The organism is Parabacteroides sp. D25 (genome assembly GCF_000307475.1).
Taxonomy (GTDB): Bacteria; Bacteroidota; Bacteroidia; order Bacteroidales; family Tannerellaceae; genus Parabacteroides; species Parabacteroides distasonis.
The window spans coordinates 757,644-777,764 of the sequence record NZ_JH976501.1; the positions used below are offsets into that span (position 1 = coordinate 757,644).

13 protein-coding genes are annotated in these 20,121 nt (G+C 45.3%); all 13 read right to left on the minus strand.

Annotation, left to right across the window (positions count from 1 at the left end; all coding sequences use genetic code 11):
- Position 1: 1 nt before the first annotated feature.
- A complete protein-coding gene (locus HMPREF0999_RS06485; protein ID WP_008778904.1) occupies positions 2 to 2,020 on the minus strand; it encodes a family 20 glycosylhydrolase in 2,019 nt (672 codons plus the stop codon).
- Positions 2,021 to 2,029: 9 nt separating this feature from the next.
- Entirely contained in the window at positions 2,030 to 3,655 is a 1,626-nt protein-coding gene (locus HMPREF0999_RS06490) for a sialidase family protein (protein WP_009275498.1), read from the minus strand.
- 137 nt (positions 3,656 to 3,792) lie between these two features.
- Positions 3,793 to 5,364 (minus strand): SusD family outer membrane lipoprotein NanU, encoded by a 1,572-nt coding sequence (gene nanU / locus HMPREF0999_RS06495; RefSeq protein ID WP_009275499.1) that lies wholly within the window; start codon positions 5,362 to 5,364, stop codon positions 3,793 to 3,795.
- Positions 5,365 to 5,392: 28 nt separating this feature from the next.
- Positions 5,393 to 8,668 (minus strand): SusC/RagA family TonB-linked outer membrane protein, encoded by a 3,276-nt coding sequence (locus HMPREF0999_RS06500; RefSeq protein ID WP_005860492.1) that lies wholly within the window; start codon positions 8,666 to 8,668, stop codon positions 5,393 to 5,395.
- Between the two features lie 47 nt (positions 8,669 to 8,715).
- Positions 8,716 to 9,966 carry an MFS transporter gene (locus HMPREF0999_RS06505; RefSeq protein WP_009275500.1) on the minus strand — a complete coding sequence of 417 codons (1,251 nt, stop codon included), beginning with the start codon at positions 9,964 to 9,966 and terminating at the stop codon, positions 8,716 to 8,718.
- A gap of 103 nt (positions 9,967 to 10,069) precedes the next feature.
- Positions 10,070 to 11,272, minus strand: a complete 1,203-nt coding sequence (locus HMPREF0999_RS06510; RefSeq protein ID WP_005860496.1) for an AGE family epimerase/isomerase — start codon at positions 11,270 to 11,272, stop codon at positions 10,070 to 10,072.
- A 3-nt stretch (positions 11,273 to 11,275) separates the two neighbouring features.
- Positions 11,276 to 12,193 carry a dihydrodipicolinate synthase family protein gene (locus tag HMPREF0999_RS06515; RefSeq protein ID WP_005860498.1) on the minus strand — a complete coding sequence of 306 codons (918 nt, stop codon included), beginning with the start codon at positions 12,191 to 12,193 and terminating at the stop codon, positions 11,276 to 11,278.
- Between the two features lie 141 nt (positions 12,194 to 12,334).
- Positions 12,335 to 13,543 (minus strand): ROK family transcriptional regulator, encoded by a 1,209-nt coding sequence (locus HMPREF0999_RS06520; RefSeq protein ID WP_005860500.1) that lies wholly within the window; start codon positions 13,541 to 13,543, stop codon positions 12,335 to 12,337.
- 200 nt (positions 13,544 to 13,743) lie between these two features.
- Positions 13,744 to 15,036, minus strand: coding sequence for an HlyD family secretion protein (locus HMPREF0999_RS06525; RefSeq protein ID WP_009275501.1), 1,293 nt, complete (start codon positions 15,034 to 15,036; stop codon positions 13,744 to 13,746).
- Positions 15,026 to 16,258, minus strand: coding sequence for a TonB-dependent receptor (locus tag HMPREF0999_RS06530; RefSeq protein WP_009275502.1), 1,233 nt, complete (start codon positions 16,256 to 16,258; stop codon positions 15,026 to 15,028). Before HMPREF0999_RS06530 ends, HMPREF0999_RS06525 begins: the two co-directional genes overlap by 11 nt.
- 4 nt (positions 16,259 to 16,262) lie before the next feature.
- Positions 16,263 to 16,526, minus strand: a complete 264-nt coding sequence (locus HMPREF0999_RS21775; protein ID WP_005860508.1) for a hypothetical protein — start codon at positions 16,524 to 16,526, stop codon at positions 16,263 to 16,265.
- A gap of 52 nt (positions 16,527 to 16,578) precedes the next feature.
- A complete protein-coding gene (locus HMPREF0999_RS06535) occupies positions 16,579 to 17,892 on the minus strand; it encodes a radical SAM/SPASM domain-containing protein (RefSeq protein WP_009275503.1) in 1,314 nt (437 codons plus the stop codon).
- A gap of 29 nt (positions 17,893 to 17,921) precedes the next feature.
- Positions 17,922 to 20,117: a peptidase domain-containing ABC transporter gene (locus HMPREF0999_RS06540; RefSeq protein ID WP_009275504.1), complete on the minus strand. Its 2,196-nt coding sequence runs from the start codon at positions 20,115 to 20,117 to the stop codon at positions 17,922 to 17,924.
- Positions 20,118 to 20,121: the final 4 nt, after the last annotated feature.

Here is a 20,121-nt window from a genome sequence, read left to right on the forward strand (position 1 = left end):
GTTATTTAAGTTGTTTATCCGGAGAGTAAACCAGTCCTTCCACCGCTTTCTCTCCATCCGGGGTGACGCAAACGAACGTAAACATCCATTTCACCAGACGGACCTCGGGGGTATTGAACGTACCGACCGGAAGCTTCATGAACACCTTGTTCCAGCCTTTTTCCAGATGGACCGGGGTTGGTTTACGGCTTACGCAGTTCTCGTTCCCCAGTGGGATCTCATTGGACTTCTCCCGGTGGGTAGCGGTCCATACGGGGGGCGTTATCTCTTGATCATTTACCCAGATACGGCTTTCTTTATAATCCCATTTTCCTTGCATTGGAGGTAGATCCATTTCAGAACGGCTATAATTTTGAAATTCGATCCACGTACCTACCTCTTGCGCCTTGGGCGAATAGATCCAAGTCCATGCGTAAGCGGTATGGTTCGGTTGCGGGTCTTTATAGGCACCGGGAACCAGCGGTCCCCAGACATGGCGCAGGTAGATACCGGCACCGATGGCGTCGTGCGTACCGTAATTTTTCCCTTCATAGGTATATTGCGCTTGAAGCGACTTTTCCGGAGGGAAAGAACGGGTCAGTTCCCCATCATTCGGGAAAGGGTCGGTGATACGCCATCTCACGTTGGTTTGCTTGACGTAGGCGAACGGGTATCCTTGGAAATGATGTTCTTTATGCCATAACATCCGCCGCTCAAAATCGACAAATGCCTTATGTTCCTCGTTATCGGGATCGATAGGCAGCATCGTTCCGTTCTTATCGAAATATTGATAGCCGCCGCCCAACCAAGAACGTTCGGCGATCGCTAATAGATTCGGATACAAATTATTCTCCCGGATCAATTTGTCCTCCGGCTGTACGACCCGGTCGTGCCATACGGCAAGGATCGTACCCGCCAAATCATGGCTTCCTTGCGGTTCATTGTAAATACGGCTTTTGTATAAGCCGATCAAGTCGGCGAACGTATCAAAATGGTTGATATAATGGAAACGGGAGTCGATCGCAGGAATGCCCGGTCGCGCTTTTCCCCGGTAACTCCACATTTGCTCCATGTCGATCTCACCCGGTTTGTACTTCCATCCCGGGTTCCAAGAGATCACTTGTTTCCCTTTCGCACGGATATAAGCGACCATCTCGGGTACGAACTTCGGATTGGTAAACTTTACCTCGTCCGTACCGATATGTAAGTAAGGAACCTCCTCGAATACCTCGCAAACCTCATCCATCAATAGTTTTAAGATCGCCATACCCTCCTTGCTCTGCATATCATGACGGAAGGCCCGTATGAAAGCGGCGCTATGTCCCGGCATATCTACCTCCGGGATGAGTAGTACGTTATGTTCTTTACAAAAGCGAACCAGCTCCTTTGCCTCCTCGATCGTGTAATATTTTCCGGGCATACGGCTCATATTGCAGCTGTCGTTCAGCATCGGAAAGATCTTGCTCTCCAGACGCCAAGCTTGGTTCTCCGTGAGATGCCAATGAAATACGTTCATCTTGTAGCGGGAAAGTACCTCGATCTCCCGTTTCAGTTCTTCCATGGAGATATAGCTCCGCCCTACGTCTTGCATGAATCCTCGTATGCGGAAAGCAGGCCAGTCGGTGATCTCGCAACCTTGGATGGAATATCGCTTCCCTTGCCGCTCGGTCAGTTGGCGCAAGGTTTGTATCGCCCAATAAGCTCCTTGCTCGGATACCGCCCGGATGGTTATCCCCCGGGAAGAGACGCTTAGTTGATAAGCCTCCTCGGAGTTGAGGGGGATTCCGTCCAATTTGTCAACCAAGGAAACCTCTATCTTGTATCGGCTGTCCGGTTGGACGCTTACCGGCAGCTCCTCCAAGAATTCCATTAGGATGGAACGGAGTTTCCCTTCGGAAGAAACTGCGATTTCCTTCGGATGGAACGAAGCGTTTGTCCGGACGTATTTTTGGGGCAAGGGCAATAAAACAGGATTCCGGGCCATCAGAGGCCCGGAATACAAGAAACTTAAAACAATTGCAAAATGCAGTATATATCGCATATACTTAGATTATTGATGAATGATATCCTGTAATTTGATAGCTTGGAAGGTCATATGTGCTACGCTTGACTCGTAGAAGATTCCTACCGTTTCCTTATCGATCATCGAAAGACAGGAATATCCCCACCCCTCGGCCTCGTCTAATAAGACTTGATGCTCCGTGGGCCATGTAAGTCCACCGTCCAGACTCGCCTTGATCGTGATATGATTACGCCCTTTCGTCGTGTTCGGATTGGAGAAGAGTAGAAGGTCCTTGCCGGTGATGTTATCCTTGGCGTTTACCTTGATCAAGCTGGCCATACAAACGGATTCCTGTAAGGCGCTACGGCTGGAAGGATGCTCTGTCCATGTCTTGCCTAAATCCTTTGTGGTGGCCACGGCACGGCTACCGCCCCGGTTATCACGCATATTTAACATCAATACGCCCGGCTCTACCTCGGCAACTTGCGCCTCTGTGGTATTCGTGCGGGCTAAGTTATGCAGGTGCCATGTTTTCCCGCGGTCTTTGCTATACATAATGCCGGCGTTGGGCACACGGGTAGCGTCGATAAACTGGATCGGGAAGACCAAGGTACCGTCTTGCATCGTGATGCCTCGTCCCGGGCCTTGCAATAGGAAATACCAAGACGGGTCTTTTACTTGGGAGGTGATATTGATCGGTTCGCTCCACGTCTTACCATCGTCCTCACTTTTCACGAGCATAAGTTGGGCGGTCTCGTCCGGTGTCATTCCCGGCATGGAGTTCCACCAAGCCCGTTCGTTACCCATACCATGCGTCCATGCGGCTACTACCCAGATCGTATTGGTCTTTTCGTCTACCAAGATCGATGGGTCTCCCACGCCGTTTTGTCCGTGGGGCAGGCCATCCGTTTGTTTGAAAGTCATGGCTACTCGCATCGGTTCCCAAGTTTGTCCCTTATCGGTACTGCGGCTTACTCCGATATCGATTTTCTCTTGCAGGTCCACGCTGCTATTATAGCGAATATCGTAGACTCCAAGTAATGTTCCGTTATTCGTCGTCACTAATCCCGGGATGCGGAAGGCCGCCGATCCGTCATCCCCGGCTTGGCGTACGCCGATACCTACATGGCGTTCGTCCACCTTTCCTTTCCAAGTGATGTCGATCGGTTTGTTGTTGATCTGTGCGTTAGGCATCGTGGTCGCTACTTTTGCCAATAAGGAAGTCTCTGGCTTCATCTGGATACTTACCCAGAAATAGTTGATGCCTTTAAGCATCGGTTGCTTAGAGGTTAGTTTTACCGTGCGCGACAAGGGGGCGGTAACCTCATCTTGCCGTACGGAATAAGATTCAAGAGCCTTACGGGTATTTCCCGGTATATGGCTGGATATGTACGTAACGGGACTGAAATGTTCCCCTTTGCGGGATGGAGCTTCCACTCCGCTATAAAATAGACGTATCGCTTGGATGTCCGACAGGTCGACATTGTCTCCGATCTGTATCGTGATCTCGTTTAATACATCCCCTTTTTGGGCCGGTATCCGCATCTCGTAAAGTACATTGTCGATCCGGTCTATCAAGATGGGGATTTGTTGCTCTCGCACATAAAGACTGTCTGCCGCAAAAGCCGTTTGTACGATGAAAAGAAGGCAGAAATACAGGAAAGTTTTTTTCATGATGTTTTTTGTTTGTAGGTTGAAATTAATAGATATGTGAATTCCAAAGGTAGCGATATTCATTCATATGAACAAAGCCCCTTTGGAATTCGTGCCAAAAACCTAGTTATATCCAATCGCCTTAAACCTATGTACGATTAGTATCCGGGAGTCTGTTTCAATGCGGGGTTGTTTGTCAATGCCCCTTCATTGATCGGCCATAATAAACGTGATTCTTGTGCTGTGGTATATTTTAATACATAATCCTTACCGAAGCGTCTCAAGTCGTACCAACGTTTACCCTCAAAGAAGAACTCGCGAAGTCTCTCTTTAAGGATAGCTTCCATCACATTCTCGTCGCCCGCCTCAAACGGGTTATCGTTATAGAAACTTCCTTTGTCATTCGGATAAGCCACCTCGTTCTTATGTGCGTTAAAATATTCGGAACCGTAAGCACGCTTGCGAACGGCGTTGATCTCTGTAGAAGGATCTTCTCCGAGCAAGGCCTTAGCCTCGGCTAATAATAGCAAGGCATCCGCATAGCGATAGATAGGATAATCATCGTACCAACTTCTTTCGTTGCTACCTTCCAAGGTGGTTCCTTGGAACTTGTATTGGATTGGTGCGATATATTCCAAGGTTCCGTCTTCGTGCTTTTTGTAAACCGCCTTCAAGGTACCTTTCAAGCGGGTATCACCTTCGCGAAATGATTTTAGGTAATGATCTTTCTTTACTTGGTAGCGCATTAAGCCTTGTAGGTTGTATCCCGGTATTTCAAGGAATGGAGTTCCTGTCTCGTCACAGTAGCCTGCCATGTACTCACGTTGAGGTACCATATTGTTACGCCAGTTATAGTCTCTCCACATCATGAAATCATCCTCCTTACCACTATGGAGCGCGAAGATCATCTCGCTGTTCTCCTTATTGTTGAAAGAGAAAACGTCCGTGAATTTCTCTTGCAGCTTTAAGTTGCCGTTTTGTTGAAGATCTTGCAAGGCTGTCTTGGCTACGGTATAATCGCCCGTGCCGCCACCCATCTGGCGTCCGCTCCATAGATAAACCTCACCTTTCAGCATCAAGGTAGCGGTTTTAGACCAATAACACTTTCCTTGTTTATAAGAATAATCTCCGCCAAAAGCTTTTTCCGAGGCATCGATATCCTTCTTGATCAGATCCATCACCTCACTCGCTGGAGAAGCGGCCTTATCAAGGTGAGAGATATCCAATTCGCTACCTAAGGTTGGCTCCGTAGTAATGATAACGTCTCCCCAAGAGCGTAACAAATGGAAATAGATATAGGCGCGTAAACCGTAAGCCTGCCCTAAGTAATAGTTCTTTTCGGCCTCGCCTAATAAATCGGTCTCGTTCGTTCTACGGATCATCAAGTTGATTTGGTTCAGTGTCGTATAAAAATTAGCGAAGTTGCTGATACCTGTAAACTCTGCGTTGATCGTGTTGTATGAGAAACGCTCTACGCCTTGGGTAGCCTCGCCTCCGAACGGCTGATCTCCGTAGATGTCTGAGCGAGGTTCGCCCAATACGAATATGTTATAACTGGATTGTGAACGGAGCAATCCGTGTAAACCTATGTTGAATGCCTTAAACTGGTCCGGGGATTTCCAATAGTTTGCGTCGGAAATACTACTTACGGGTTCCATGTCCAAGGAGTCGCATCCGCTGAAATTCAGTAATGAGACTGCTGCCATCATGGCTATAATTATCTTTTTCATAAATGTCTGTCTTTTTTAATGGGTTTGACTAAAATGTTACGGATAAACCAAGAAGAACCGTTTTAGGAGTTGGGTATCTACCGTTATCAAGACCTTGACCATAGGTAGTATCTACCGCCGGTTCCGGAGATACACCGGTATATCCTGTGATGTAGAACAAGTTTTGTCCGGTTACATAAACAGAGGCATTGCTCATCAAGGCTTTGTTAATCCATTTCTTTGGTAGGTTCCAAGTCAATGTGATTTCACGTAAAGCTAGATAATCACCCTTTTCGTAGAAGCGGGAGCTGTTGTTGTCAACTGCTGTCAAACCATTGTTGGAGCGAGTAATATTCTTCTTACTCAACTGATCGGCATAGTAGAACTTAGGTATATCCGTATTCTGGTTTGTCTCCGACCAACTGTCTTTCACCATATCGATGATGTTAAACGAACCTTGATATTGTCCAAGTGAACGTGCGGCTAAGTCGTTATACAGCGTATGCCCTAACGCATAATCAAAACGAGCGTATAAAGAGAAATCTTTATAGCCTAATGTCGTGGAGAAACCACCGGTTACTGTCGGGAAAAGATTACCTACTTTCACGCGGTCTAGATTGTTGATTACGCCATCATTGTTCAAGTCGGCCCAACAAACGTCACCCGGCTCGATCGGTTGCTTACCTGCCTTATCCTTTAAAGCTTCCCATGCGGCGGGGCCATACAATTCTCCAATTGCGTCGTAGCGGTTATTGGCATTCGCTTTCACGTCATCCCAATCCTTGAAGATATGATCTTGCTTGAAGGCAAATAAATCACCCAGCTTACCACCTTCTTGTTTTCCGCCAACCCATACGACTTCACCCTTTTGCGGGTCGTATACTTGGTAACCTCCTTGGCGGTTATTTTCGTTCCCATTGGCCGGAAGCTTGACAATCTTGTTCGCTACCGTAGATAAGTTTGCTGATACATCCCAACTGAATCCGTTTACGTTGTTTAGGATATTCGCTTTTACTTCCATCTCGAAACCTTGGTTACGTAAAGTTCCCAAGTTGGTTTTGATGCTGTTGAAACCAGTGTAATTGGGTAAATCCAAATCTGTCAACAAATCGGAAGTCGTACGATTATAATAGTCTAGGATAAAGCTCAGGCGATTGTTGAAGAATCCTATATCCAAACCTACTTCGAAAGATTTACTTTGCTCCCAACGTAATCCACCGTTTACCAATTTGTCATTATAGAAACCTACAGAGCCATCATAGTTTGTTATGATCGATCCGTTCGCGTCTTTCTGCCCATAGCTGCCATATACGTCGTAGTATCCTAATCCGTTTACGTTACCGTTCACGCCGTAGCTGATACGAGGCTTCAGGTTAGAGATCACATCTACCAACTTCGATTCCTTAAAGAACTCCTCTTCCATGATATTCCAACCAGCGGAGATACCCGGGAAGAAGCCCCAACGGTTATCGCTCAACTTGGAGATTCCGTCATAACGAGCTACGACCGATAATAGGTATTTGTAATTGTAGTTATAGTTTACACGGGCAAAGCCAGAAAGGATACGATAGCCTTCCTTGTAGCTATAGGTATAGGTACGATTACTACCAGCGTTCAAAGTAGGGATGTCATCCGACGGAGAATTTTCGGTCCTTGCGTTCAGCGTATATTGATGCCAATTGAAATACTCGCCACCAAGCATTGCCTCCAGATTGTGTTTTTCTTTGAATGTGTCTGTGTACGTCAAAGTAACACTATGTTGCTGTTGGTTCTGCTTTATATATTTGGCCTCAGCCTTACGGGTAAGATTCGGGCTAGTGGCGTTTTGTTGTTGGTAAGATTTCTCGAACTTATCTGTTTGATCGTCTACGTGGTATAGGGCGCTATTCTCTTTCAAGATTAATTTCTTCGGGATGATCTCTAGATCAAAACCGATATTATAGGTAGAGCGGCGGGTTCCATTCGTATTCGTTAATTTATCTTTGTAGTAAAGAGGGTTTCCATCACCCGTGCCGAAGCCTGAAGCGGGAGATCCGTCTTCCATGTATGGGTTCCATGTAGGGCGTTGGCTCATTGTGCGATAGAAGAACTCATATGATCCGATCCAAAGACCCGGCTGGCGAGACCATGTATAAGTCGTTCCAGCGTTGACTGTCAAGATCGGAAATATCTTATAGGATCCATTGAATGTCCCGGAGAAACGCTCGTAGCTGGTTCCCTTAATGAGACCGTCTTCTTTGTAGTAACCTAAGCTGGCTGCGAATGTACCTTTGTCGTTACCTCCTGTGATATTGATATAATGATCTTGCGTGAAAGAAGGGTCTTGGAAGGCTGCGTCTTTCATTTGCCCTGAGTAATCCTTGAATAAGATTTGTTTATTCGGATCGGTTGGGTCTTGCATTTGTTGCCAACCTTCTGCCAAGAGGCCTTTGGTACTGTCATCCAAATAACGGATATCAAATAGGTCATTCCCGATACCGTATCCCATTTGGTTATCCATGCCTGAACGTCCTGTTCTTTGGTATCCTAAGCGATTGTAGTAAATATAATCGTGAGCGTTTAAGTAATCATAACCTGTGCGAGCAAAGTTGGCACCTCCCTTGAACTTGTAAGAGACGGAAGCGGATCCTTCTTTACCACGTTTCGTGGTAACCAAGATTACGCCACCATTGGCACGGGCACCGTAGATAGCGGTTGAGGCTGCGTCTTTCAATACTTGGATAGACTCGATGTCGGAGGGGTTGATGTCGGCCAATGAGTTGCGCACGATACCATCTACAACGACCAATGCGCCATTATCCTTACCTGTTATGGTAGCTCCGCCACGAAGTACGATATTTGGGTTTGCTCCCGGCTGACCGGTCGTGTTTACGACGCGCAAACCAGATACGGTTCCTTGCAAGGATTGTCCGGCGTTAGACATCGCTGCGTTTTCCAGTACGGCGTTATCCAATTTAGAGATAGAGGTTGTCAAGGTCGCTCTCTTTTGTGAGCCACCGTAACCGGTTACCACTACTTCGTCTAGCTGTTCGGCGTTTTCTTGTAGGATCACGTCTACTTTGGCTTTCCCAGCTACTGGAATTTCTTGTGTCTTGTACCCAATGAAAGAAAATACTAATGTGGCGTTTTTGTTGGATACGGTGAGAGTGTAATTACCGTCGAAATCGGTAATCGTTCCATTTGTCGTGCCTTTTTCAACGATAGACGCACCGGGGACACCCATGTTATAGGTATCCAGCACTGTTCCGGAGACTGTCTGCTCTTGTCCGTACATAAATGCCGGAAGTAGGAGCGCAAGCATTAAGAGCAGTAGATTCTTCTTCATAATGAATTACTTTTTTGTTGTTTATTTAGTTTATTGGATGAGATTAATTAGCATTCGTCGGTCATATTAGCGACTTTCGGACGTAAGAAGATCACTTGGATTAAAAGTGCGATGAGTACCAATCCGGCTAGCATGGCGAAGTCATGGCCAAGATTACCAGCGTCGGTAGATTTTCCTAGTATATCCGTGATGGCGGCTCCGGCAAATACACCGGTCATATTCATAATTCCATAGGCTGTAGCCCGATAACGGGGGGAGATGAATTGGCAAAGGATAGGCATATTATTGGCGTCGAATATACCATAACCGATACCGAAGCAAAGACCACCGCCGATAATCATCGGGAAGTTGTGCCCAAATCCTAGTAATAGGAGAGAGGGTATCGTTAATGCCAAACCGATGGCGCCTGTGTATACACGTCCCCGGACATTCCGCTGGATCCATTTATCGGATAAAATACCTCCGGCGATTACCCCTATAAAGGAAGAGATAGCGATCGTGAATGTAGATAACGGACCGGCCTCGGACATATCCAACGAGAGATTTTCAGCGAATAGGGTAGGGAGCCAGTTCTTTGTCGCCCAACCCGGTAAGCTCGGCGTGGCGAAATAAAGAAGAATGATCCAAAAAGCGATGTTCGTGAATAACATCCCTAATCCTTTAAACGTACCGGAAATCGGATTCTCTTTCGGATAATTTTCCAGTTTTACGGCTTGTTCCACATGATCTTTCTTATCGTGTAAGAAGATGATCAAGACCACGCTATAAGCGATGCCGATGATACCAAACCAATGGAAAGTCGTTTCCCACGTATAAGCACTGGCCACCGTAGCTCCGAATCCCCCCAAGGCTTGGCCTACGTATAGACCTGTCATATGGATACCTACGGCTAATGAGCGTGTTTTCTCTTGGTGATAATCTGTGATAAGCGATAATCCGGCAGGAATATACAGGGCCTCACTGACCCCCATCAAGGCACGTAGGTAATAGATCTGATTGAAATCCGTGCAATACCCCATCATCAAAGTCACGAAGGACCAGACAAATAAGCTACCCACGATTAGCCACTTCCTGTTTACCCTGTCTGCCACCATACCGGCCACAGGGCTCATGAATCCGTAGATCCAGAGGAAGACCGCCATCAAACGTCCGAAGTTCGCCGCAGACTCTAGTTCCACGATATCCACCATCATAGCTGATTTCATGGTTGATAGCATCTGGCGATCCATATAGTTCAGTAAGGCGACAACCCATAGTAAACCGACTACGATCCAAGGATATAATTTCTTATTTTTCATTTGATTGAGGAAAATAAAAAGGAAAACAAAGCCTTAGAAACATCAGGAGCCACGGTTGTGACCCCTGATGTCAATTGACCAATTTTCAGTATTTTAGATAAAGTTATTTAGAAAGAATTTCGTCGCAGAGTAAACTACATTTGAGAAGCATTCTAGGAATGTGGAACGGACCTTTGAATAGATTGCCTTTGGCAGATTGAGAGAGACTACCATCGAAGTGTAGGTAGCCATACCATTCCCCATATTCTTTGTCGGGGAGATGATTAAATGTGTAATCGTTTATTAGTTTGTGCATTTCGAGATATTTGGCGTCGCCAGTCGCTTGGTAGGCGTAAAGCGTAGCGATAACCGCCTCGCATTGTGGCCACCAGAACTTCATGTCGTGCCAATACTCTTGGGGAGGGAAGTTTTTGCAATCCTTGAAATAGTTGATTCCGCCGTACGTCTTATCCCAGCCCCAGTCCCAAGACCAGTTGAGGATTTGTAAGCCCATCTCTTTCAGTTGAGGGTCCCATCCTCGGTATTTGGCCTCTTCCAAGATAAACCATGCGGTCTCGATGGAGTGGCCGGGATTGATGGTACGCCCGGCGATAGAGTCGATAAACTCACCGTTGGGTCCTACTGTCTCCAAGATAGCCTTGAATTCGGGATGCATGAAATCACGGCGTAGCTCGGCTATGGAATCATCGATTTGTTGTGTAAGTATGGGATCGTTTATGGCCTCACGGATGCGTGCCGCCGTATCGATCAGTATCATGCAGAAAGAATGGCCTTTCGCCACGAGACCTTCACGAAATTTAGGCTCCAATAATCCCGGGGTATTCTTATAGTGTAATACTTGCTTGAATAAGTTCACGGCCTTCTCAGCATAGCCTTTGTCGCCTGATGCCAATGCATAGTGGGCCATAGCGATCGCCGCAAAAGTCTCGGAGAATACGTAACGGCGTTTACGTACAGGGATGCCTGTCGCTGTCACCTCGAAGAACATACGTCCGTCCGTATCAAAACAATGTTTCTCGATGAAATCGATACCGTTTTTACAGGCTCTCAGCCATTCTTCGTTCTTCTCAATGTGATTATAGGCATATGCCAAGATAAAGGCGAATCGTCCTTGGAACCAAACGGATTTAGTGGAGTCCATCAGAGTACCATCCCGGTCTACGCAAGTAAAGTAACCGCCGTTCTCTTTGTCCAGTCCGTATTTCATCCAAAAAGGAAGAATATTGGAAAGAAGCTCATTCCGATAGGTCTTGCCCCAATAAGCTAGATATTCCGATGGATTAGATAAATTGTCAAACGCTGCCATACCTTAGAATTTATTACATCTTTCAAAGAAATTGATAGCCTCTAATTCCGCTTTCATTGCGGCCTCTTCTTCGTCCGTCATATTCCGGAACGGGGTACGGTTCTTGCCGAGATCTAATCCGATCAATTTCATGATGCGTTTTCCTCCGACGATATTACCACGGTAATTGCAGATAACGTTAATAACCTCCTGAGAGAAGTTTTGTCTCTCGCGAGCTGTCTCTAAGTCACCGGCTGCCCAAGCCTCTAGGATACCGGTTAATTCTTTTCCGTTATAGTTTGTGGTACCACCGATACCTCCTTGCGCTCCACCCATCGCAAGGCAAGGAAGAATCGTTTCATCCTGTCCGTGCAACATGTCGAATTTACCATCCTTGTATAAACGACATTGATTGTATTCGTATAAGCTCTCGTATGTATATTTGATACCGGCGAAATTAGGGATACGCCCGTCTACTGCTTTTAAGAAATCCAGCATAGGGAGGAAAGCGTTGTTAAACGCAGGGATATGATAGTAGTAAAACGGTAAGGCAGGAGCGCCGCAAGCGATCTCCTCGCAGTACTTTACCAATTCCTCAATTCGACCGATACGAGGGAAAGGGGTAGCCATAGCGCCAATACCCCAAGCGCCGATCTTTTGAGCATGTTCCGCTAAATTACGGCTAGACTTAACGCATGTGCTACCTACGTGCACGATTACCTTAAAGCCTTCCGGAGCTGCTTCCATCCATTTCTCGGCCAATTTCATGCGTTCTTCCTCTGTCAGCATATAACCTTCTCCGGAAGAACCATTGATGAATACGCCTTTCAGCCCGTTTTTCACAAGAAGTTTCGCATAATCTTCAATGGGCTCGTAATTAACTTCCCCGTTCTCGTAGAACGGAGTAAAGGGAGCATCGATCAATCCTTTAATTTTATCCATATCTGCGTTATTTTTATGAGTTTTAACCTCTGATTTTAATTATGCTGCAAATATAAATAAAATATTTTAATAATATAATGGTGCTTTATCGAGAAAATGAAATAATTATTTATTTTTTATTTAATTCCTTTGAAATACATATTAAATCATACCTAGAATTTTAGATCGAGATAGCAGGCAGGCTCCTAATATACCCGCTCTTTCACCTAATTTGGATACTTTGATCTGAGTATCACGGGTTACCAAGTTCAAAGAGTACTTCCTGACGGCACTTTTAATAGGTAGGCTTAAATATTCTCCCGTCTGCGACAAGGGGCCGCCCAGTACGACCAGTTCCGGATTGAAAATGTTCATCAATCCGGCTATTCCTTTACCTAGATTAAAACCGATCTCCTCCAGTATCTCAATGGATAGCATATCCTCTTTGTGAATGGCGTCGATCAAGTCAGAGAGCCCGATGTATTCCCCGGCATCGATTTTACTGGCCAATATGGTGTTGCTACCCTCTTTATACCGCTCAAGGAGGGTACGGTATAGGGCAGAACCGGAAGCTCCAGTCTCGAGGCATCCTTTTTTACCGCAATGGCAAAGAATCTCATTCTCGAAGAAGCTGAAGTGCCCAAATTCTCCGGAGAAACCTGATTTCCCGAAATAAACCTTGCCGTCTATGATGATACCGATACCTAATCCCCAAGATATATTGATGAATAGGATATTTTTCTCTCCTTTTACGACTCCTTGAAGATATTCGCCGTAAGCCATGGAACGGGTGTCATTCTCTATATAGATCTTTATATGTAGTTTTTCCTCAAGGATTTGAGACAAGGGCTTCTCCTCAAAGTAAAAAATGCTATAGCTATATCCGGCGAAAGGATTTACCCGTCCGGATATATTAATGCCAATGCTTAATATCTTTTCCCTTGGGATCGGCAACGAGTTTATAAATTCATTGATGCATTCGCAAAGATGGTCTAAAGCGGCTGGTGTGTTTTCGAGTGTATAAGGGATATTCTGCTCAATGCGGATCTTATCTCCTTTAAAATCTAATATGGCTAGATTCAGTTGATCTTTCAGTATATCTACGCCCACAAAATAGCCGGATACGGGATTGAGCCCGTAAATACTAGGTTTACGCCCTCCGCTAGTCTCTTGTTTTCCAAAGTCGAGTATATAACCGTCCTCTTGTAATTCGCTAATTAGCTTAGTGACGGTGGGGATACTGAGATTCATTTCTTTACATACCTCCGCTATAGTAGCGTCTCCATTGGCCATATAATAATGTATGATCTTCTTTTTCAGAAGGCCACTGCGAGTATTGTCATCGGACGAGAGCAAGAACTTAGTTGTCATGGTTATACCTTTATTGAGTGATTAGGGCAAAGGTACAATAAGTTTTTTCAAAAACTAAGCGTAATAAAATAAAATTTTTTCATAAGGAGCTATCTTAATTGTAAGAATTTGTAATAGAAGTTGAATACCATAGTCTGCGGCGGACTCTGTCACTCGTGACATCTGTGATAAACGCATAGGAAAGAAAGGATAATATTACACTAAAATCCTTCTTTCACGATCCGTTTGATCGGGAGGAAGAATCGTTCGATCAGGCGTAATTCTTCCGTTACGATCTCCGCAGAGGCTTGCGTCTCGGGCGAGACGGGCAGGTCGATACCGTAATTGGTTCTCAGGCCCTCTGGAAAATCGATATCCGCCGTATAGTACTCGTCGGTGGGGACCAATGAGATATTCGATACCACTCCGTTTACCACTCCAAACTCCTGATCCGGGAAATTGGAGAAACGGACGATCGCCCGCTGGCCTCTCCGGACTTTTCCCGAGCGTGCTATCGGTATGCGCACTTTCCCCACCAGCCGGCCCTCGCCTTGCGGCACGACGGTGAAAGCCACCTCTCCGGATGGGATATATTGGTTCTCATTCCAGTACTTGGTGAAAGTCACGACACCCCCTACCGGGGCGATGAGGCAATAACGCAACCTCCACTCGTTCATGCTGTTCAGCAATTGTTCCCGGGCGGTCTGTAATTCCTGCCGTAGCGTAAATTCTTTCTCGCTCCGCTCCAGCGTCAGATCCAGCAAGGATTGCTCTTGCTCCCCGATCTGTATCCGGAGATTCTCGGCCGAGGCTGACGCCCCTTCCAGCGAATAACGGCTTTGCAGCAGGGAAGCCCGTGCGGTCTCATGCTCGTAGGAGGAAATCACGGACCGGCTATACAATAATGAATCCCGGGCGTATTGCCGCCTTGTCAAGGCGAATTGCTCCGAGAGGGTCTTCCGCTGCCGTTCGGTCTCGTTATAGTAAGCCTTATACAACGCTATCTGTTTGCGGATGGAGGTCATTTTTTGCGGATAATAATCGATCTCCCTGTAATTGATACAGGCATGGAGCGCCGAGAGTAGTCCCGAGTAAGCCGCTTGCATATCACCCAGCGATAGCTCCTTGTACTTTGATAATGCCTTGTCCAAGCTATCCACGTCGCTTCCGGATCGTTCCAACGCCTTATCCAGATAGATGGCATCGTCCGTGTCGGCGTGATTCTCTATGACCGCCAGCCAATCCCCCTGCCTTACCGGACGATTATCCCTGACGAGCAGCTCCTGTATCTTTCCCGCCGCCCGTGTCACCACCGCCGTTGCGGGATGTTGCCCCGTCAATGTCATGTCAGCCGTGATCACGTCAGGATACTTGAAGAAACAGCTCCCCACCAGCAACGCTACGACCACGAGGAATAACAGCGTTATCCCCCACCGTACGATCCAGGCCGGCACTTGCCCCATCACCTCCTGTACCTCCTCGCTACGTAACTCTATATCTTTATTATTTTTCATAAGGTGGTTTATTTCGTTTGGTGGTAACTACGATAATCCCTCTTTTCCCTTTTGGACCGTATATAGCAGCATCAACACCTTTTAGGATAAAAATTTCTTCTATTTCGGTCACAGGAAACGAAAGTATATCATAATTTTGATATGGAACGTCATCAACGACAAATAAAGGTGGCTCATAATTTTTTACAGGATCCGTTTGGAATGAAATGGCTCCATAATCTTGAATAAACACACATTCCTTATACACATGATCTACTACATACCACGAAATGTTAACACTCCCCAATAGATAAAGTAAGGACCTCATATCCTGTATATGCCATTGTTCTATGTTTTGTCGATAGATTACACGACTGGATGGCAAAGATCCAGAATACAATCCATTATATTTTTGTTTTCTTCTCATGCTTGCGATAATAGAAACTTCATCGAGATTTACGGTTTTCCATATATCCGGATTTGGTTGTGATAAGTTTTTAATGGGAGTAACCTCTAATGTCATAGCTATTAAATCCCAGGCCAAACTCAATCGTGAGGGATCTGAATCTATTTGGTTCTTAAGTGGAAGCAATCCCATTCGGAAGTCTGGAGGCAATGACTGGAAATCAGTCTGTTCTTGTATGTTTAGTACGACACGGCCACACAATAGATTCTTCATAGAATCTACTAAAGCGAACGAGGATATCCCTTTTGGAAAATGTTTTTTGTCAAAAACTAAATAAGAATCTTTAGGATTCCAGACTTTTTGGAAAAAAATAGAATCTTCCGATTGGGCCACTAAATATAATAATTTCATTGGCACTTCCCTCGAAGAGTTGATAACGGATAAGAACCATTGTTCTTTATTTTCAATTATTTTAAGACCAAAGCCATTTTCACTCATCATTGGCAAATAAAAATTCTTACGGATTCTATCTCGATTTTCGCATTTTAAGATATATCTTTCTCCTGGATTTGCATAAATATGAAAGTAGCCTATTCCGGGCAATAGCGTTTTCACGGATTGAACCGTATCCCCTCTCTCATTTATAATTACTCCAGTGATGGATATCTTTTTCTTGTCAATTCCTTCCGCTGTAAAAACTATTTTACATGAGATATTTTGAAGAATAGATCCACTTTCAGGATAAAACGTAACAATATAGTCGGTCTCCCGTTCCGATGCAGAAACGGGAGATACCAAAAAAAGAATTTGGATAATACTAATGATAATAGATTTCATAAATTTATATATTCATTAGTACCGGCAAATCAGGTAAGCGACGTTCAGGGCACACTTCTATGTTGGGAGAACAAGTTCCATAGTTTCTAGGGCAATTAGTACCATCTCGAAAATTTCCACATGGATCAGAAATGCCAAAAGCCGCATTACATGAGTATCCTGTTGCTCCACAATTTGTATTACGCTCGTTACAAGGCCGTCCTCCTATAAGTTTAGCCATTGTAAATTCATTTAGACGGCTTTTTTCAATCACTTTAAAATTTTTCATAACGCAATGATATTAAGTTTTTAAATAAATAGCCTTTTTATTATAATCTTATTCAGCTATTTTGTGACAAATGAATTTTTATAAATTCTTTGAGAGAATCCTTAAGGTATGTACATGTATCATAATGTTTATCTTTAAATATATTTTCTATCCGTTTATGGGGGCAACCTCCAAAACAAATAGGAAGATAAGGACATTTAGAACATGTTTTATCTTCCAGTGGATCTGCGGCATAGAGGTATCGGTTAAGAATTTTCTGATCTATGGATTGAATAGTTCCTTCTGAATCCAATTTTGCTATGGCATATTTTTGATCGCCTATAATTTCCCAACATTTATATAAGTATCCTTCTGGATCTATTGTAAATGTGTGTTTATTTCGAATAGAACATTCTGTAAAAGAGGAATCTGGATATCCACATAAATTGGTTACGATACCTCTGTCATAGTAGAGCTGTTGTATAAACTCAGATTTCTCTTGTCTATTGAAAAGTAAAGAACAAGAAGAACTTGATTTAGAAGAAGTAGATGTTATAAAAGCAGGATAAATTCCAATCAATGGGTTGCTCTTATATCGTTGTAATATGAAAGAATATAAAGTTATAAATTCAGAAGAATTCTCTTTATTCATATTTACTCGTATACTAATTCGTATTTCTGGGGCAGAAGATGCTAGCAAGTCTATATTCTTTATAGTTCTAGAAAAAGTATCGTTTTCATTTTTTGTGAATTTTATCTTGTTGTGAGTCTCTTTTAATCCATCTAGCGTAATTTGTATGTGTTGTAACTTCATCTCCTTAAAGAGTTTTATAATATCCGGTGATATCAAGAACCCATTAGAGATTATTGAGAAAGAATAATTTTTATCGGGAATCAGAATCATCTTACGATAAAGTGATTCTATTTGCTTAATGCCTAGAAGAGGTTCTCCTCCAAACCAAACTACGTGAATATTTTTAATGTTTTCATATTGTTCTATGAATTTAATAATTGAGCTTATGACCTTTTCTGTCATATAAATATTACGTTTGCAATTTTCAAAACAGTAAGAACACGAGTAATTGCAATCCATGGTTGGAGCTATCGTTAGATTTAAGATATTGATGGAGCGTCCTGCTAGGATAATACTTTTATACAGTAAGAACTCATCCCGATCATTTTCAGTGATCATATGGTTTTCTTTCAAAGTTTGATAAAGTTCATCACATCCCAAGTCTTTCTCTTGTAAAGGTGTATGTCTATTCTTGTTGACTAATAAAATCTTATATGTATCCTCTGCTATTTCGATCAAGGCATTAGACAATGTATTATATGCATAAAATTTACTGTCTATCTCAAATAGGAATGTGTACATTGATATTTTCATGGTATTTGCATATTTAGATTGTTAAGTGATTAATTCCCCAACTCCAACTGGTTCTTCACCAACTTATAATAAGTCCCCCGCAAGGCCGTGAGCTCCTGATGCGTCCCTTCCTCCACGACGCGTCCCTTGTCCAGCACCACGATCTTGTCCGCGTCACGTACCGTGCTTAGCCGATGCGCCACGACCACCACCGTCCGTCCTTTGTAGAAGGCGTGCAACTGCTCCATGATCTCCCGCTCGTTGTTGGCGTCCAAAGCGTTCGTGGCCTCGTCAAGGAAGATGAAGTCGGGATTCTTGTACACCGCCCGGGCGATCAGGATACGCTGTCTCTGCCCTTGGCTCACTCCGTTTCCCTCCATGCCGATCTTCGTATTATAGCCCAACGGGAGAGAATCGATGAAATCCCGGATATTCGCCACCGTCACGGCATGCAGCAGGCGTTCCTTGTCCACCACCTCTTCGCCGGGGGCGATGTTGTTGGCGATCGTATCCGAGAAGATAAAACCATCCTGCATAACCGAACCGGTCTTGCTACGCCATACGTGAGGATTCAAGTTCTTGAGGGAGGTATCGCCGATCCTCACGTCCCCCTTGTTGGGGTTGTAAAAACCGAGCAGGAGTTTCACGATCGTCGTTTTTCCGCTCCCGCTGGCCCCCACGATGGCGGTCACCCTGTTATGGGGTATCGTCAGGTTGATATCCTCCAGCACGTAATCCCGGTCTGCGCCGTCATAGCTGAAGCTGAGGTTTTCCAGCCGTAGCGTCCTGTCATCGGGAAGAACATTCAGCCTTATCCCGCCTGCCTGTTCCTCGTCCTCCTTCCCGTGTATCTCGCCGAGCCGCTCCAGACTGATCTTCGCGTCCTGTAGGGACCGTGAGAAATCGATCAATTGCTCGATAGGCGAAGAGAGCTGCCCCACGATGTAGGTCACCGACATCATCATACCCAGCGTCATATCCCCTTGCACGACGGCCCGCGCCGCGATGAAGGAGATGAGTATGTTCGTGGTCTGGTTGAAAAAGACCGCCCCGAGTTGCTGATATTGTTGTAACGCCAACCCCTTGATCCCTATCTTGAAAAGTTTTACCTGTATCCGTTCCCATTTCCATCGCATCTTGGTCTCGCAATTATTGAGCTTGATCTCCTGCATTCCGGTGATGAGCTGGAATAGGTTGCTTTGCTCCCCGGCCGCTTGCGAGAAACGCTTTACGTCCAGCTCCCTCCTCCATCTCATGAAGGCGAGTACCCACGCCACGTATAAGCCGTTACCCGCCAAGAAGAGTCCCAGTATGGTCCAGTCATAGTAGGCGAGCACGAACCCGAACACGATGAAGTTGACAAAAGAGAAGAGCGTATTGATGGATGTCCCGGTCATGAAAGCCTCGACGCGGTCATGGTCTCCGATGCGCTGCATGATATCGCCCACCATCTTGGTATCGAAGAAATGCAGGGGCAGGCGCATCAGCTTGGCGAGGAAATCGGAGATCAAGGCGATATTGATCCTCGTGTTTACGTGCAGCAATATCCAGCTCCGTATGAAGTCCACGGATAGCTTGGCGATAAAGATCACCAATTGCGATATAAGGATCAAGGTTATGAAACCTAGGTTGTTGTCCCGTATACCGGTATCTACCAAGCTCTGCGTGAGGAAAGGCAGGATGAGTTGCAGTACGCTGGCTGTCACCATGCCCAGCACGAGCTGTGCCATCTCCCGCCTGTAGGGCGATATATATCGGAAAAAGAATCCGAGGTTACGTTTCCTGTCTCTCTCCTCGTCCTCCATCCCGTAGAACTCCTGCCCCGGTTCCAGCAAGAGCACCGTCCCGGTATCCTGCCCGTCCACCTTGGTACTGACCCAGCACCGCTTGAACTCCTCCCTCGTATAGGTGATAAGTCCCGCCGCCGGGTCCGCTATGTAGAACTTCCCTTTCCTTATCTTGTAGCAAACCACGAAATGCCATTGGTTCCAGTGCAGTATGCAGGGTAGGGGACATTCCTTTTCCAATTCCTCCACCGTGATCCGCACGCCCTGTGTTCGGAACCCGATCGCTTCCGCCGCCTCGCTGATACCCAGCATGGAGACTCCTTCCCGTGTGATGAAGGCTTTCTCCCGTAAGTTCTGGATCGAGTACACACGACCATAGAACTTGGCGATCATACGGAGGCAGCTAGGACCACAGTCCATAGAATCCAATTGCTGATAATGTGGAAACGATCTTAGCATAAAT